Source organism: Aureimonas sp. Leaf454, from assembly GCF_001424685.1.
GTDB lineage: Bacteria > Pseudomonadota > Alphaproteobacteria > Rhizobiales > Rhizobiaceae > Plantimonas.
The window spans coordinates 182517-197389 of sequence record NZ_LMQT01000024.1; the positions used below are offsets into that span (position 1 = coordinate 182517).

Here is a 14873-nt window from a genome sequence, read left to right on the forward strand (position 1 = left end):
TCGTCAAAAGAGAGATTTCGACCGATAGTTGGCTATCGAAAAATTCCTAATTCACCGTAAAGACAAGCTTGGCAGTTTGCATCACCGACGGCAGCTTCCGATGAAGACTTGCCGAAACTCTACGGAAGATCATCAATGGGTTGCGGTCGGCGAGGTGGGCCAGCCAGGCTCGCGAACGGCGCTTGCGCATCGCGGGCCGCGCTCGTTCCGTTCCTCCGGACATCTCGCGGACGATTGCCGGAGAAGGACGGGACGGCCGTTGTCGCAAGGGCGCGGTCATTTCGGAGCGACGAGCCGGTCGCGGCCTGCACGGATGGCGGCGCGGCGGCGCCGGCTCGCGGCGCGACGAAGCGCCGGGCCGCGGACGAGCCGTCTCGGCGGGAGCCGGTCAGTCGGGATGTCCGAACAGGGCACGGCCCGGGGGTGTCGGAGCGACGCCGACGGACTGGTCTGGAAAGGATCCGTCCGGCGACAGGCACGACGGCCTGGACGGCGAGGGCGCCCGCTCCGGACGCGTTCGAGGCTCAGCGCAATTGGCGGCGGACATAGCCGGCCGATACGGCCGATACGGTCTTGCCCATCTCCGCTTCCAGCTGGTGCTGGCCCCGGATCAGACCGAGAATCGCGGTCCGCATGTCGCCGCCGGCAACGCGGATGGCTTCGTCGACGACGAAGTCGAGGTCGTCGGCATTGTCGTTCCGAAGTGCGGTCTGGCTCATCGTCACTGTCCTTGACCTGAAGTAAGGCCTTGTCCGGAAACAAGGATTTCGGATGCGAGCGGTGTCGTCCACCGCCACTCCGCACCGGTGCCGACCATGGCACGCGGCGGGTGAGGCGGGAAGACGTCCATCCCGGTCCGGCGCGCCTGTTAACACTCCATTCACAGGTTTCGCGAGTCCTTCGCATCGATAAAGTGAATGCGGCTCGCCGAGACCGTGAATCCAATTCGTCGAGGACGTGGATCGCGGCCTGCTTCGACGGTCGCAGACGATCGAGGACACCCGCCGTTCCGCCGCGTCGCGGTCAGTGGGGCGCGGAGCGCGAGAAGGCGTTCATGACGAAGATGCCGCCGATGATCATCGCCATTCCCAGGGCGGCGGGAAGATCCAGCTTCTGGCCATGGACGATCCAGGCGATCAAGGCGATGAGGACGATGCCGACGCCGGACCAGATGGCATAGGCGATCCCGGTCGGAATGGTCCGGAGGCTGATCGAGAGAAGATAAAGCGCGATGACGTAGCCGACCACCGTGACGAGCGAGGGAACGAGCCGGGTGAAGCCGTCCGAGGCCTTCATGGCGGTCGTGGCGACGACTTCGGCGGCGATGGCGGCGGCCAGGATCAGGTAGGTCATGACGTTCGTCCAAAGCGTCGGGTGGTCATCGGATCGCATCCTTTTCAAATCGACGCATCCGGCTGTAGCCGTTCGGCGATGGGAGCGGAGCTTCGCCGACGACAGGCGATGACGGCGGCACGGCATCGGACCCCTCCCAAGGGCGGCCTTGTCAAGGCCGGAGGGCCGGCGATAGCGTGGCGCCGCCATGGCGGGGGCGTTCCCCTCGCCCGCTTCAGGGAGGCTTCGAGCCATGACGGATCGCCGGACGCTCGACGAGTGGGCAGCGCTCGCCGCGAAGGAAACGAAGGGTGGCGTCGACGCGCTCGTCTGGAACACGCCGGAGGGCATCGACGTGAAGCCGCTCTACACCGAGGCTGATCTCGACGGCCTGTCCCATCTCGGCGGTCTCCCCGGCTTCTCGCCCTATGTCCGGGGTCCGCGCGCGACCATGTATGCCGGCCGGCCGTGGACGATCCGCCAATATGCCGGCTTCTCCACCGCCGAAGCGTCCAACGCCTTCTACCGCAAGGCCATCGCCGCGGGCCAGCAGGGCGTCTCCGTCGCCTTCGACCTCGCGACCCATCGCGGCTACGATTCGGACCATCCGCGCGTCGTCGGCGATGTCGGCAAGGCCGGCGTCGCGATCGATTCGGTGGAGGACATGAAGATCCTCTTCGACGGCATACCGCTCGGCGAGATGAGCGTCTCGATGACGATGAACGGCGCGGTGATCCCGATTCTCGCGAACTACATCGTGGCCGGCGAGGAGCAGGGCGTCGCACCCGATCGCCTGTCCGGCACGATCCAGAACGACATCCTCAAGGAGTTCATGGTCCGCAACACCTACATCTATCCGCCGGAGCCCTCCATGCGGATCGTGGCCGACATCATCGACTACACCGCGCGCCGCATGCCGCGCTTCAACTCGATCTCGATTTCCGGCTACCACATGCAGGAAGCGGGGGCGACGCTCGTGCAGGAGCTCGCCTTCACGCTGGCCGACGGGCGCGAATACGTGCGCGCCGCCTTGGCCAAGGGGCTCGACGTCGACGATTTCGCGCCGCGCCTGTCCTTCTTCTTCGCCATCGGCATGAACTTCTTCATGGAGGCGGCCAAGCTGCGCGCCGCGCGCCTTCTCTGGACGCGGATCATGGAAGGCTTCGGCCCGAAGCGCGCGACCTCGCTGATGCTGCGCACCCATTGCCAGACGAGCGGCGTCTCGCTGCAGGAGCAGGACCCGTTCAACAATGTGGTGCGCACCGCCTACGAGGCGCTGGCCGCCGTCCTCGGCGGCACGCAGTCGCTCCACACCAACGCCTTCGACGAGGCGATCGCGCTGCCGACCGAAACCTCGGCGCGGATCGCGCGCAACACGCAGCTGATCCTCCAGCACGAGACCGGCGTCACCAAGGTCGTCGATCCGCTCGCCGGCTCCTACTATGTCGAGAGCCTCACCGCGGAGATGGCGGACAAGGCCTGGGCCCTGATGGAGGAGATCGAGGCGATGGGCGGCATGACCCGCGCGGTCGCGGACGGCTATCCCAAGCGCCTCATCGAGGAGGCGGCGACGCGCCGACAGGCCGAGGTCGACCGGGGCGAGGCGGTGATCGTCGGCGTCAACCGCTATGCGCTGGAGGAGGAGACGGCGGTCGAGTTCCGCGCGATCGACAATGAAGCCGTGCTCGCCTCGCAGGTGAAGCGTCTCGCCCAAACGCGGGCGCAGCGCGATTCCGGCGCGGTCGCCTCCGCCCTGGAGGCCTTGGCGGCGATCGCGCGGACGGGCGAGGGCAATCTGCTGGAGGGCGCCGTCGCGGCCGCGCGCGTTCGCGCCACCGTCGGCGAGATTTCCGATGCCCTGCGCGGCGTCTTCGGCGACCATGTCGCGGGGCAGACGGTCGTCGGCGGCATCTACGGCGCGGCCTACGAGGGCGATCCCGAACTCGCCACGCTGCGCGAGCGGCTCGCCGAGGTCTCGGGCCGTCTCGCGACGAAGCCGCGCATCCTCGTGGCCAAGCTCGGGCAGGACGGGCACGACCGCGGCGCCAAGGTGATCGCCTCGGCCTTCGGCGACATGGGCTTTTCCGTCGTCGCCGGCCCGCTCTTCCAGACGCCGGAGGAGGCGGCGAGCCTTGCGGTGAAGGAGCGCGTCCACGTCGTCGGCGTCTCCTCGCTGGCCGCCGGCCATCTCACGCTGATGCCGCAGCTCGTCGAGGCCCTGAAGGCGCAAGGGGGCGGCGACATCGTCGTCGTCTGCGGCGGGGTCGTGCCGCGGGCCGATTACGACGCGCTGATGGCGGCCGGCGTCGCGGCGGTGTTCGGTCCCGGCACGAACGTCATGCAGGCCGGCCGCGCGGTGCTGGACCTTCTCGAAGGGCGTCTGCGCAACACGCCGTGACGGCGGTATCGTCCGAATACCGGTGGCGGAGGATACCGCCCGAGCGGCGTTGAGGCTCTTCCTCCGGCGTCGGGGTCTGTTGCCAAAGCCGTCGTTCTGCAAGGGTTGCGAGGGTGGAGGCACGGTCTTGCGCGGCCTGCCCGAGGCGCCCCCCTCTGCCTGCCGGCATTTCCCCCTCAAGGGGGGGGGGATCACTCTCTCCTGGTTCATATCCAGGCTTGTCGCCGACCGCCGAAGCTGCCGATCTCCCCCCTTGAGGGGGAGATGGCCGGCAGGCCAGAGGGGGCGCCTCGCGCCGACCATACCACCCCCAACCGCCCGGCTCCGACCCGACCGATCCACGTCACCCTTCCGGCGGATAGCGATGCCGCCGCCCGTCGGGGTCGCTCACCAGCCAGGTCCCATCCTCCCGTTCCAGATAGTCCGGCCCGATCGGAACCTTGCCGTAGCCGCCCGGAATATCCAGGATATAAGCCGGCTGACAAAGGCCGGAGACGCGCCCGCGCAAGCCCGCCATCAGCGCCTGTCCGGCTTCGATCGTGGTGCGCAGATGCGACGTGCCCGGCGCGAGATCGCCCTGGTGGAGATAGTAGGGCTTCACGCGGTTCTCGACGAAGGCCCGCATCAGGGCGGTCAGTGTCGTGGCGTCGTCGTTGACGCCGGCGAGCAGCACGGACTGGCTGATCATGGGAATGCCGGCATCGACGACCCGCGCGATGGCATCCCGCGCCGCCGGCGTGAACTCCGCCGGGTGGTTGGCGTGAAGGGCGACGAAGACCGCGCCGCCGAAATGTTTCAGGCTGGAGACGAGCGCCGGCGTGACGCGGGCGGGATCGACGGTGGGAACGCGCGTGTGGAAGCGCAGGACCTTCACGTGATCGATCTCCGCCAAGGCCGAGGCGATGCGCTCCAGCCGCCTCGGCGACAGGAGGAACGGATCGCCGCCGGTGACGACGACCTCCCAGATCTCGTCATGGGCGGCGATATAGGCGAGCGCGGCGTCGAGCTCGGCCTCGGTGAGGCTGCCCTCGCCGTCCGGCCCGACGACCTCCCGGCGGAAGCAGAAGCGGCAGTAGACGGGGCAGACATGCAGCGGTTTCAGGAGGACGCGGTCGCCGTAGCGGTGGACGATGCCGGGGACGGGCGAATGGACCGCATCGCCGATCGGATCGGCGCGTTCCTCCGGCCGGCTGACGAGTTCTTCCGCGCGCGGCACGAACTGCCGCCCGATGCCGTCGTCGGCCGTCTCGATCAGCGCGGCCATGTCCGGCGTGATCGAAATCGCATAGCGCGCGGCGACGCGGTCGAGGCTCGCGAGGTGCTCGGCCGGCGCGATCCCGGCCTCGACGAGGGCGCTCGCGCTCGAGAGCTTCATCGGGGCGTCTCCGGCACGGGCGACCAGATCACGTCCTCGATGCGCGCGGCGCCGACGCTGAGCATGACCAGCCGGTCGAAGCCGAGCGCGATGCCCGCCGCCTGCGGCATGATGGAGAGCGCGGCGAGGAAATCCTCGTCGATCGGATAGCGCTCGCCGTAGACCCGCGCCTTCTCGTCCATCTCGGCCTCGAAGCGGCGACGCTGCTCGGCGGCGTCGGTGAGCTCGCCGAAGCCGTTGGCGAGCTCGACGCCGCAGGCATAGACCTCGAACCGCTCCGCGACGCGGGGATCGTGCGGCGCGGGACGGGCGAGCGCGGCCTCGGCGACGGGATATTCGTAAAGGATGGTCGTCCGGCCGAAACCGAGCCGCGGCTCCACGCGCTCCACCATGACGCGGCTGAAGAGGTCGGCCCAGCCGTCGTCCTCGGCCGTGCGAAGGCCGGCCTGCGTCAACGCCGCCTTCAGGCCGTCGCGGTCGGTCTCGCCGGAGGGCGCGACGGTGGCGAGGAGGTCGATGTCGGCGAAGCGCCGGAAGGCCTCGGCGACCGTCAGGCGCTCCGGCTCGGCGAAGGGATCCGCCTCCCGTCCGCGAAAGCTCAGCCGGCCCGTGCCGGCCGTTCCCGCCGCGAGCGCGATCAGCGCGGCCGTGTCGCCCATCAGCGCCTCGTAGGGCTCCTCCACCCGGTACCATTCGAGCATCGTGAATTCGGGATGGTGCAGGGGCCCGCGCTCGCGGTTGCGCCAGACCGGCCCGAAGGAGACGATCCGCCGCTCGCCGGCCGCGAGCAGCTTCTTGCACGCGAATTCCGGCGAGGTGTGGAGATAGAGCGGCGTGCGCGTTCCCCCCGTCGAGATCGCCTCGGTCGCGAAGGCGGAGAGATGCGCCTCGTTGCCGGGCGAGACCTGGAGCGAGGCCGTCTCGACGGGAACGAAGTCGCGCGCCTCGAAGAAGGCGCGGACGGCGGAGGCGATTTTGTTGCGCAGGAGGAGGCGCGGGCGGCGGTCGGCATGGACGTCGGGCGTCCAGAGGGGCGAGGCTTGGTCCATGTCGGCGGCTTCTAGAGGCTGTTGCAAAGCCTGGATAGGCGGTCTGCGCCGCGCTTTGGCGCGCGATCCCGGTGCGCCTCGACTGGCGAAGGGGCCCAAGATGGGTTAGGCGAAGCGCGAGGACGCGGGCGACCGCGACGATCTATGGTTCGTTTTGAAGGTTCTACGCCCGTGGTGAAGGTCATTGCCAGCTCGCTCCGCAAGGGCAACGTCGTCGAGCGCGACGACGGCAAGCTCTACGTCATTCTCGCTGCCGAGAACATCCATCCCGGCAAGGGAACGCCGGTCACGCAGCTCGACATGCGCCGCATCCAGGACGGCGTGAAGGTCTCCGAACGCTATCGCACGACCGAGTCCGTCGAGCGCGCCTTCGTGGAGGAGCGCGAGCACACGTTCCTCTATGCGGACGGCGAGGGCTTCCACTTCATGAATCCCGAGACCTACGACCAGGTCGCGGTGTCGGAAAGCGTGGTCGGCGATATGGCGCCCTACCTTCTCGAAGGCATGGCCGTCTTCGTCTCGCAGTTCAACGGCGTCGCGATCTCGATCGTCCTGCCGCAGCGCGCGACCTTCGAGGTGATGGAGACCGAGCCGGTGACGAAGGGCCAGACGGCCTCCTCGTCCTATAAGCCGGCGATCCTGTCGAACGGCGTGCGCACCACCGTTCCGCCCCATATCGGCCCCGGCACGCGCGTCGTCGTGCTCACCGAAGACGGCTCCTATGTCGAGCGCGCCAAGGACTGATCTGTCGGTCCGCCGGACGAACGGCGGCAAGAGGCTCGATCGCCGCTCGGGCTGGGCATGGCGCGCCACCGGACGCCGTCCGGAGCCGGTCCATGCCTACATGCCCGCGACCGCCGTCCACACCGCGAGATAGTGGATGGCGGCCGCGACGAGCACGAAGGCGTGCCAGATCGCGTTCTGGAAGCGCAGGCTCTCCCAGAGATGGAAGATCACGCCGAGCGAGTAGACGAGACCGCCCGCGACGATCAGGAGGACGACGTTTTCCGGCAGGACGTCCAGCCGGTCCCAGACCGCGACGCCGCTCCAGCCGAGCGCGAGATAGAGCGCGATGGAAAGCCGGTCGTAGCGGCCGGGCATCAGCAGCTTCAGCCCGACGCCCAGAAGCGCGATCGCCCAGACGCCGGCCAGCATCCAGCCGAGGCCCATCTCCACCATGAAGGGCGTGTAGGTGCCCGCGATCAGGAGGTAGATCGCGGAATGGTCGAGCCGGCGCAGCAGCCATTTGGTGCGCGAGACCGGCCAGAGATTGTAGACCGCGGAGGCCGAGATCGAGAGGATCAGCGTCGCGAGATAGACCGCGACGGCAGCGACGGCCGCGCCCGGCACGCCGCTGGATATGGCCACGAGAAACACCGCCGCTCCCGCGACGGACAGGACGAGGCCGGAGGCGTGGACGATGGCATCGGCGATCGTTTCGGCGGCGGTGTAGGGCCAGGGACATTCCCCGGGCGTGGTCTGGCTCATGCGGGTGGCATCGTCCTCTCCTGACATCCCCGCCGAAGAATCGCACGCCAATGCGACGCTCGTTCGACGGCGAAGCGTTACGTTCATGACCGGGGCGAGGGCGTCTGCGGCGCGTGGCCGCACGATCCCTCACGCCTTCGCCGCGTCCCCGATCCAGTCGCGAAAGGCCACGAGCGGCGGGTAGGCCGCGCGGTCGGGCGGCCAGACGAGATGGTAGCGCTCGTGGGATGGCTGGGGCTTGCCGCCGAGAAGGACGAGTTCGCCCCGCTCGAGCTCGCGCGCGACGAGGAAGGTCGGCAACAGCGCGACGCCGAGCCCCGACATGGCGGCGGCGGCGACCGTCGCGAACTGGTCGAAGAGCATTCCCGTCACGCCCTCCGCCGAAATGCCGTGCGCGGCGAACCAGCGCTCCCAGGCATCGGGCCGCGAGACCACGTGGAGGAGCGGCATCTCGCGCAGGTGAGCGACATCGACCTCGCTCGCGGCCTTTGCAGGGTCGCCGAGCCGCGCGGCTGCGAAGGCGGGGCTCGCCATCGGGGCGACGTCCTCGGCCATCAGCCTCAGGTGCTCGGCGCCGCTCCAGGTCGGCGATCCGAAATGGATCGCGGCATCCATCGTGTCCAGCCGGAAGTCGAACTCGACGAGGCGGGTCGCCAGATTGACCGTGATGCCGGGATGGCGCGCCAAAAAGTCCGGCAGGCGCGGCGCCAGCCAGCGGGTGCCGAAGGTCGGCAGGATCGCGAGATTGAGCGTGCCGCCGCGCGGATTGGCTCGAAGGTTCAGGGAGGCCGCCGAGATGCGCCGGAGCGCGTCCCTTATGTCGCGCGCATAGGCTTCGCCCGCGGGCGTCAGCCGCACGGTCTGCCGCTCGCGCGAAAACAGCTCCACGCCGAGCTGCGCCTCGAGCAGCCGGATCTGCCGGCTGATCGCGCTCTGCGTGAGGGAGAGCTCCCGCGCCGCCGCCGTGAAGCTCGCCGTGCGCGCCGCCGCTTCGAAGGCGCTGAGAAGGGCGATCGACGGCAGGAAGCGCCGGGGAGTCTGCATGGGCGGGGCTTCGACCGGGAGGAAGGGTTCGACGCGGAGGATAATGAGGGAGGGTAAGGAAGGGAAAGGCTTGAATTGAGGCGCGAGGCGCCCCCCTCTGTCCTGCCGGACATCTCCCCCTCAAGGAAGGGGGGAGATCACGATCATCGCTGCCGTCGAAGCTGCCGATCTCCCCCCTTGAGGGGGAGATGCCGGCAGGCGGAGGGGGGGGGGCGCCTCGCACCGACGTTCCCGCGCGCTCCCAGCGCGCTCGACGACGCCCTCCGGCGCGGTCTCAACCCACGTCGAACTTCACGCCCTGCGCCAAGGGCAGGGTGCGGCCGTAATTGATGGTGTTGGTGGCGCGGCGCATGTAGGCGCGCCAGGCGTCGGAGCCGCTTTCGCGCCCGCCGCCAGTCTCCTTCTCGCCGCCGAACGCTCCGCCGATCTCGGCGCCGGACGGCCCGATGTTGACGTTGGCGATGCCGCAGTCCGAGCCGCGCGCGGACAGGAAGGTCTCGGCCTCGCGCAGGTCGTTGGTGAAGACCGAGGAGGAGAGGCCCTGCGGCACGCCGTTCTGGAGCGCCAGCGCCTCGTCGAAATCGCTGTAGCGGATGACGTAGAGGATCGGCGCGAAGGTCTCCTCGACGACCGGACCGGTCTGGGACGGCATCTCGACGAGGGCGGGGCGCGCGTAGAAGGCGTCCGGCGACCCCGCGATCTCCACCCGCTCGCCGCCCGTCACGGTGCCGCCGGCCGCCTTCGCCGCGTCGAGGGCGCGGGACATGCCGGCAAAGGCCGCCGCGTCGATCAGCGGGCCGACCAGCGTGCCCTCGCTGAGGGGATTGCCGACCGGCACCGAGGCGTAGGCCGCCTTCAGGCGCGGGACCAGCGTGTCGTAGACGCTCTCGTGGACGAAGAGGCGGCGCAGCGTGGTGCAGCGCTGGCCGGCCGTGCCCATGGCGGCGAAGGCGACGCCGCGCAGCGTGAGGTCGAGATCCGCCGAGGGACAGACGATCGCGGCATTGTTGCCACCGAGTTCCAGAAGCGAGCGGCCGAAGCGCTTCGCGACGCGGGGACCGACGGCCCGGCCCATCGCGGTCGAGCCGGTGGCCGAAACGAGCGCCACCCTTTCATGGTCGACCAGCGCCTCGCCGATGTCGCGGCCGCCGAGAAGGACGGTGGAAAGCCCGTCCGGCGCCGTGCCGCCGGCGTCCCGGTAGCGGGCGAGCGCGCGCTCGAAGAGGCCCTGCGTGCCCAGCGCCGTCAGCGGCGTCTTTTCCGAGGGCTTCCAGACGGTCGCATTGCCGCAGACGAGCGCGAGCGCCGCGTTCCAGGCCCAGACGGCGACGGGGAAGTTGAAGGCTGAGATGATGCCGACGGTGCCGAGCGGGTGCCAGGTCTCCATCATCCGGTGCTCGCCGCGCTCGGTCGCGATGGTGAGGCCGTAGAGCTGGCGCGACAGGCCGACCGCGAAATCGCAGATGTCGATCATCTCCTGGACCTCGCCGAGCCCTTCCGAGACGATCTTGCCGACCTCGATCGAAACGAGGCGGCCGAGCTCGGCCTTGTGGGCGCGCAGCTCCTCGCCGAGAAGGCGCACGAGCTCGCCGCGCTGCGGCGCCGGCACGAGGCGCCAGTCGCGGAAGGCCGTGTCGGCGGCCAGAATCGCGGCGTCCGCGCCCGCGGCGTCGATCGCGGACAGATTCGCCAGCGTCTCGCCCGTCACCGGCGAGCGGACGGCGAGCGTGCCGCCCGATCGGCGGGAGGACGGAACGCCCAGCCGATCGAGGATCGCGGCGGTCTCGGCGGCGAGCGAGGGGCCCGGAGCGGCGGCGTGGACGTTCATGGCGGAAATCCTTGATGGGGCGAAAGAGGGCGCGGGCCGGAGCCCGGCGCGAAGAGGGGTCAGACGCGGGCGGAGAGATGGGCGATCTGCGCGCCCGCCTCGTACCAGGCCTCGCGGATCGGCCGGAAGCCTTGCGCCTCCGGCGGCGTGACGGGAAGCGGCAGCTCGTCCTCGGTCATCTCGCCGAGGATGTGGCGGGCGAGGACTTGGCCGAAAACCGTGCCGGGCGCGATGCCGCGTCCGTTGTAGCCGCTGAAGGAGACGACGTTGTGCGCGAGCCGGTGGAAGCGCGGCACCGCATCGGTGGTCATGCCGATCGAGCCGTACCACTCGGCCTCGAAGGCGATCGCGCTGAGCTGCGGGAAGATCCTCTGGAGACTGCGCCGCGCCCAGCTGCGATGGATGGCGCTGCCCGATCCGCGCAACGCCCCGACGCTGCCGACCACGAGCCGTCCCCGCGCATCGAAGCGGAAGGAGGAGAGGATCGTCTTGGTGTCCCAGGCGCCCTGGCGCTCGGGCAGGATCGAGCGCGCGAGATTGGAGGAGAGCGGCGTGGTCGCGATGTTGAAATAGGGGAGGTGGACGATTTCCTCCCGGATCGCCGGCCAGGGCGCGCCGGACGCGCCGGACGTGTAGGCGTTGGTCGCGACCACGATCCAGCGGGCGCGAACGCTCCCGCCGGGCGTCTCGACGCGCCAGCCGTCCCCGTCGCGCGCATAGGACGTAACGGGGCTCTCGGTGTGGAGAAACGCGCCGGCCGCGATCGCCGCGCGGGCGAGGCCCCGGACATAGGCGAGCGGCTGGATCGTGCCCGCGCGCCGGTCGAGAAGCGCTCCGGCGTAGAGCGGCGAGCCGACTTTGGCACATGTCGCGGCGGCGTCGATCAGCTCGACGTCCGCGCCGCGCTTCTGCCATTGTGCGGCGCGGTCGGCGATCTCCCGCGTGCCGGCCTCGCCGACGGCGAGATGCAGCGTGCCGGTCGTCACGAGCTCGCAGTCGATCGCATGGCGTTCGACGAGATCGAAGACCGCGCGCGGAGCCGCGCCGAGCAGCGACAGGAGGCGCTCGCCGTGGACCGCGCCGAGAAGGTCCGGCACCGCGTCCGGCATGACCCAAAGCCCGGCATTGACGAGGCCGACATTGCGCCCGGAGCCGCCGAAGCCGATCGCCTTGCCCTCGAGGAGAACGACCTTCGCGCCGCCTTGCGCCAGATGCAGCGCGGCCGAGCAGCCGGTATAGCCGCCGCCGACGATCACGACATCGGCGACGCTCTCGCCGGACAGTCGCGCCGTGTCGGGTGCAGGGGGCGCCGTCCGCTCCCAGAGCCCGTGAGATCTGGCATCGCCGAACATCAGGCGGCGCGGGCGCGGGCGGCGTCGAGCGCGCGGTGGAGCCGCCGGATCGAGCCGGCCTCGGCCGCGGCGTAGAGCGTGGTCTCCTCGAGGACCCCGCGCCCGAGCGCGGCCTCGAACGCGCCCTGGTTGCCGCGCGAGCCGGCGTTCGACTGCGCGTCCGTGCCCAGATTGGACTGGAAGATGCCGGCCGCCGACACCGGCAGGAAATCCTCGTAGACGATCGGATCGGCCGTGGCATGGCCGGCGTCGACGAGCGCGCCCGGATCGCCGCTCGCGCGTCCCGCCGCCGCGGCTTCGAGGCCGCGAGGCGTCGGGGCATAGCGGAAGAAGGCGAGTCCCTCGCGGCGCAGCGTCCCGGCATCGTCGGGGAAGTCCGCGAAGCGCTCGCGGAGCGCCGCGTCGTAATCCTGCGCGCCCGATCCGCCGGCCCCGACCGCAGCCCCGCCGCGCACGCTGGCCAGAAGCTCGTCGTAGAGCGCGCGACCCTTCGGCGTCAGCGCGACGCCGCGCTGCTCGATCTCGCCGAAGCGCGCGGTGTGCCGGCCGGCGCGCGTGCCGTGTCCATCCGTGAACAGGATCGGCTCCTCCAGCGCCTTGAAGCTCGTCTGGCGCAGGAGGATCGGGCAGGCCCGCTCCGGCGGACCCTCGATCACGGCCTTCGGCTCGATGCCGCGCGCGGGCATGGCGCGCTGCACCGCCTCGATGTCGAGCGTGCGCGGCGTCAGGTGGTTGATGTGCGGCCCCTTGAAGGAGACGACGTCGGCGACGAGCCGGTGCGCCTTCGACAGGCGCTCGTAGGTCGCGGCATCGACGGTCGCCTCCGAATGCCAGCGGAACGTCTCCAGCGCCTCCCCGACGAAGCGGTCGGCCTCGGCCTCGGTCAGCCCGCCCGCCGTCTCGAACCGCTCGATCAGCGCGAGCGCACCCTCGGTGAAGATCCGCCGGCGCGAGAGGATCTCCGCGGCTTCCGCGCGCAGCGCCGCATCCTCGAGAAGGTCGAGGCGAAGGAGCGAGGTGAAGACGCGGAACGGGTTCTGGGCGAGCGCGTGATCGGAAACCGGCCGGAATGCGGTGGAATGGACGGGAATGCCGGCGACGGCGAGGTCATAATAGCCGACCGGCTCCATGCCCATCACCGCGAAGAGGCGGGCGATCGTGGACAATTCCTCGGCCGTGCCGACGCGGATCGCGCCGTGCCGCTCGTCCGACAGGCGCTCGATCTCGCCGGTGCGCTCCAGGCTGTCCGCGAGCGCCGGATCGGCAGCGAGGACGCCCGCGTTGATCTCCGCGACGAGGCTCATCAGCGTGCCGTATTGCGGCACCTCTTTCCGGTACATCTCGGACATGGCGGCGGAGAAGGCGCCGCGGATCGCGTCGGTGGAAACGAGGACGGAATCGGACATGGACGTCGGGGCTCCGAGCGGACCGGGGATGGTCTCATTTTCCGCCCCGACCGCCGGTCTGCCAAGCGATCTTTCCACGAGAGGTCATTCCCGCACGGAATGACCTGGGGGACAAGCGGCGCGGCCCCTCCAGTCAGCCGCGCTCGGCGTAGCGCACGCGCTGGTCGAGAAGAAAGCGGGCGAAGAAGGGCAGGCTGGCCGAGCCGATCTCGCGGGCCGCCGAGCCGATCGTGCCGGCCCGGATCCCGAAGGGCGACAGGCCCTCGCGCCGGACCTGCGTCAGAGCGGCCCCGGTGGCCTCGACGAGCCGGTCGCGGATGCTCTCGGGAAAGCTTCCGTCGATCACCACGGCCTCGAAGTCGTAGATCGAGGCGGCGGCGACGGCCGCATGGGCGAGTCCCGCCGCCGCCTGCTCGATCCAGCGGTCGAGTTCCTCCCCGAACTCGGCCCAGGCGGATTCCCGCAGCCAGATCTCGGACGCGTCGCGACCGGCATCCTGCGCCATCTTCTCGAGGACGTGGATCGAGGCGGCGTTGATGAGCTGGTCGGTTCCCCCGCCGGCTTTGGGCACCGGCATCGAGCCGAGCGCGCCGGCATTGCCGGTGCGCCCGGTGACGAGGTCGCCGTCGATCACGATGCCGCCGCCGACAAAGGCCCCGACGAAGACGTAGACATAGTCGGCAAAGCCGGTGGAGCCGAAGACGTTCTCCGCCGCGCAGGCGGCCGTCGCGTCGTTGGCCCGATGGACGGCGTGGCCGGTCGCCGCCGCGATTTCGGCGGTGACGTCGACACCCTGCCATTCGGCCATGGCGCCGGGCGGCGCGCCGACCTCCTCGGCCCAGTTCCAGATCCCGTCGGGCATGGCGATGCCGAGGCCGGAAAGGCGCGATTTGGCCCGAGCATCGAGCCCGCCTTCGATCTCGGCGACCGCCCGGCGCGCGAAGTCGATCACCTCGCCGAGGCGGGGATAGGCGTAGGTCATGCGGTGCCGCGCGCGCAGCACGCCGACGAAATCCATGAGCACGAGCTCGGCCGAGCGACGGCCGATCTTGAGGCCGAGGGAGAAGGCGCCGTCGGGATTGAGGCGCATGGGAATGGAGGGCTGACCGACGCGCCCGCGCCGCGGTTCGTCGCGCAGGACGAGCTCCTCGGCCTCGAGGGCGCGCATGATCACGGAGGCGGTCTGCGGGGACAGTCCCGTGCGCCGCGCGATATCGGCCTTGGCCATCTCGCCGTGGCGGCGGATCAGCGACAGCACGGCGCGCTCGTTGTGGGCCCGCAGGCCGGACTGGTTGGAACCGCGCAGACGGCTATCGGCGGCGCCGGCGAGGGCCGTCGGTTCGGCGGACGGCGTGTTCGCAACATCCATGATTTCGCTCTCTTCCTCGGTCCGGCCCCGCGGGGCAGTGGACCTTCTCCGCGCTGGAAAATCCAGGCCTTGTCCGATTCTCGCCATCGGTGCATTCTTGCGATCTGCGCACCGTCGCCTCGGGAGGGCGACGGCGGCGCGCGAGCCAGACGATGGACGGCCGATCACGGCGGAGGAGCGGCGTGATCTTCGTTCACGAAAGGAGCGGAGCGTAACGATCCTGTCAATATTT

The 14873-nt window shown here is 70.0% G+C and carries 12 protein-coding genes; 2 read left to right on the forward strand and 10 right to left on the reverse strand.

From position 1 onward, the window contains the following. Nucleotides 1-524 precede the first annotated feature (524 nt). Nucleotides 525-719 carry a hypothetical protein gene (locus ASG43_RS20180; RefSeq protein ID WP_056508719.1) on the reverse strand — a complete coding sequence of 65 codons (195 nt, stop codon included), beginning with the start codon at nucleotides 717-719 and terminating at the stop codon, nucleotides 525-527. A gap of 304 nt (nucleotides 720-1023) precedes the next feature. Further along, nucleotides 1024-1353: an SMR family transporter gene (locus tag ASG43_RS20185; RefSeq protein WP_056509197.1), complete on the reverse strand. Its 330-nt coding sequence runs from the start codon at nucleotides 1351-1353 to the stop codon at nucleotides 1024-1026. Nucleotides 1354-1585: 232 nt separating this feature from the next. Between ASG43_RS20185 and scpA the strand changes: the two genes are divergently transcribed. After that, the gene (scpA, locus tag ASG43_RS20190) at nucleotides 1586-3730 is read left to right on the forward strand and encodes a methylmalonyl-CoA mutase (RefSeq protein WP_056508721.1); all 2145 of its coding nucleotides are present in this window, start codon (nucleotides 1586-1588) and stop codon (nucleotides 3728-3730) included. A 343-nt stretch (nucleotides 3731-4073) separates the two neighbouring features. Here the strand turns inward: scpA and ASG43_RS20195 are convergent, their stop codons facing one another. Both ASG43_RS20195 and epmA read right to left on the reverse strand, forming a co-directional pair. Continuing rightward, complete coding sequence (locus ASG43_RS20195; protein WP_056508723.1) at nucleotides 4074-5105, reverse strand: lysine-2,3-aminomutase-like protein; 1032 nt, start codon at nucleotides 5103-5105, stop codon at nucleotides 4074-4076. Next, nucleotides 5102-6154 carry an EF-P lysine aminoacylase EpmA gene (gene epmA, locus ASG43_RS20200; protein ID WP_056508725.1) on the reverse strand — a complete coding sequence of 351 codons (1053 nt, stop codon included), beginning with the start codon at nucleotides 6152-6154 and terminating at the stop codon, nucleotides 5102-5104. The genes ASG43_RS20195 and epmA overlap by 4 nt, the downstream gene beginning before the upstream one ends. 174 nt (nucleotides 6155-6328) lie before the next feature. Here epmA and efp point away from each other — a divergent pair, with 174 nt between their 5' ends. Beyond that, complete coding sequence (gene efp / locus ASG43_RS20205; protein ID WP_056509200.1) at nucleotides 6329-6898, forward strand: elongation factor P; 570 nt, start codon at nucleotides 6329-6331, stop codon at nucleotides 6896-6898. Between the two features lie 96 nt (nucleotides 6899-6994). Here efp and ASG43_RS20210 read toward each other — a convergent pair whose 3' ends face one another. The 6 genes from ASG43_RS20210 to ASG43_RS20235 all read right to left on the reverse strand — a co-directional run bounded on the left by ASG43_RS20210 (nucleotide 6995) and on the right by ASG43_RS20235 (nucleotide 14641). Then, nucleotides 6995-7642 carry a hemolysin III family protein gene (locus ASG43_RS20210; RefSeq protein WP_056508727.1) on the reverse strand — a complete coding sequence of 216 codons (648 nt, stop codon included), beginning with the start codon at nucleotides 7640-7642 and terminating at the stop codon, nucleotides 6995-6997. Nucleotides 7643-7771: 129 nt separating this feature from the next. Further along, on the reverse strand, nucleotides 7772-8686 hold the full coding sequence (locus ASG43_RS20215) for a LysR family transcriptional regulator (RefSeq protein ID WP_056508728.1): 915 nt from the start codon (nucleotides 8684-8686) through the stop codon (nucleotides 7772-7774). A gap of 274 nt (nucleotides 8687-8960) precedes the next feature. Then, the gene (locus ASG43_RS20220; protein ID WP_056508730.1) at nucleotides 8961-10514 is read right to left on the reverse strand and encodes an aldehyde dehydrogenase family protein; all 1554 of its coding nucleotides are present in this window, start codon (nucleotides 10512-10514) and stop codon (nucleotides 8961-8963) included. 59 nt (nucleotides 10515-10573) lie between these two features. Continuing rightward, a complete protein-coding gene (locus ASG43_RS20225; protein ID WP_056508731.1) occupies nucleotides 10574-11866 on the reverse strand; it encodes an FAD-binding oxidoreductase in 1293 nt (430 codons plus the stop codon). Then, the gene (locus tag ASG43_RS20230; protein WP_056508733.1) at nucleotides 11866-13272 is read right to left on the reverse strand and encodes a VOC family protein; all 1407 of its coding nucleotides are present in this window, start codon (nucleotides 13270-13272) and stop codon (nucleotides 11866-11868) included. The genes ASG43_RS20225 and ASG43_RS20230 overlap by 1 nt, the downstream gene beginning before the upstream one ends. Nucleotides 13273-13405: 133 nt before the next feature. After that, nucleotides 13406-14641, reverse strand: a complete 1236-nt coding sequence (locus tag ASG43_RS20235; protein WP_056508734.1) for an ROK family transcriptional regulator — start codon at nucleotides 14639-14641, stop codon at nucleotides 13406-13408. Between the last annotated feature and the right edge of the window lie 232 nt (nucleotides 14642-14873).

Excerpts from the sequence above, each read along its gene's own strand:
- ASG43_RS20180 (WP_056508719.1), bottom strand. The coding sequence starts at position 719 with ATGAGCCAGACCGCACTTCGGAACGACAATGCCGACGACCTCGACTTC.
- ASG43_RS20185 (WP_056509197.1), bottom strand. The coding sequence starts at position 1,353 with ATGACCTACCTGATCCTGGCCGCCGCCATCGCCGCCGAAGTCGTCGCC.
- scpA (WP_056508721.1), top strand. The coding sequence starts at position 1,586 with ATGACGGATCGCCGGACGCTCGACGAGTGGGCAGCGCTCGCCGCGAAG.
- ASG43_RS20195 (WP_056508723.1), bottom strand. The coding sequence starts at position 5,105 with ATGAAGCTCTCGAGCGCGAGCGCCCTCGTCGAGGCCGGGATCGCGCCG.
- epmA (WP_056508725.1), bottom strand. The coding sequence starts at position 6,154 with ATGGACCAAGCCTCGCCCCTCTGGACGCCCGACGTCCATGCCGACCGC.
- ASG43_RS20210 (WP_056508727.1), bottom strand. The coding sequence starts at position 7,642 with ATGAGCCAGACCACGCCCGGGGAATGTCCCTGGCCCTACACCGCCGCC.
- ASG43_RS20215 (WP_056508728.1), bottom strand. The coding sequence starts at position 8,686 with ATGCAGACTCCCCGGCGCTTCCTGCCGTCGATCGCCCTTCTCAGCGCC.
- ASG43_RS20220 (WP_056508730.1), bottom strand. The coding sequence starts at position 10,514 with ATGAACGTCCACGCCGCCGCTCCGGGCCCCTCGCTCGCCGCCGAGACC.
- ASG43_RS20225 (WP_056508731.1), bottom strand. The coding sequence starts at position 11,866 with ATGTTCGGCGATGCCAGATCTCACGGGCTCTGGGAGCGGACGGCGCCC.
- ASG43_RS20230 (WP_056508733.1), bottom strand. The coding sequence starts at position 13,272 with ATGTCCGATTCCGTCCTCGTTTCCACCGACGCGATCCGCGGCGCCTTC.
- ASG43_RS20235 (WP_056508734.1), bottom strand. The coding sequence starts at position 14,641 with ATGGATGTTGCGAACACGCCGTCCGCCGAACCGACGGCCCTCGCCGGC.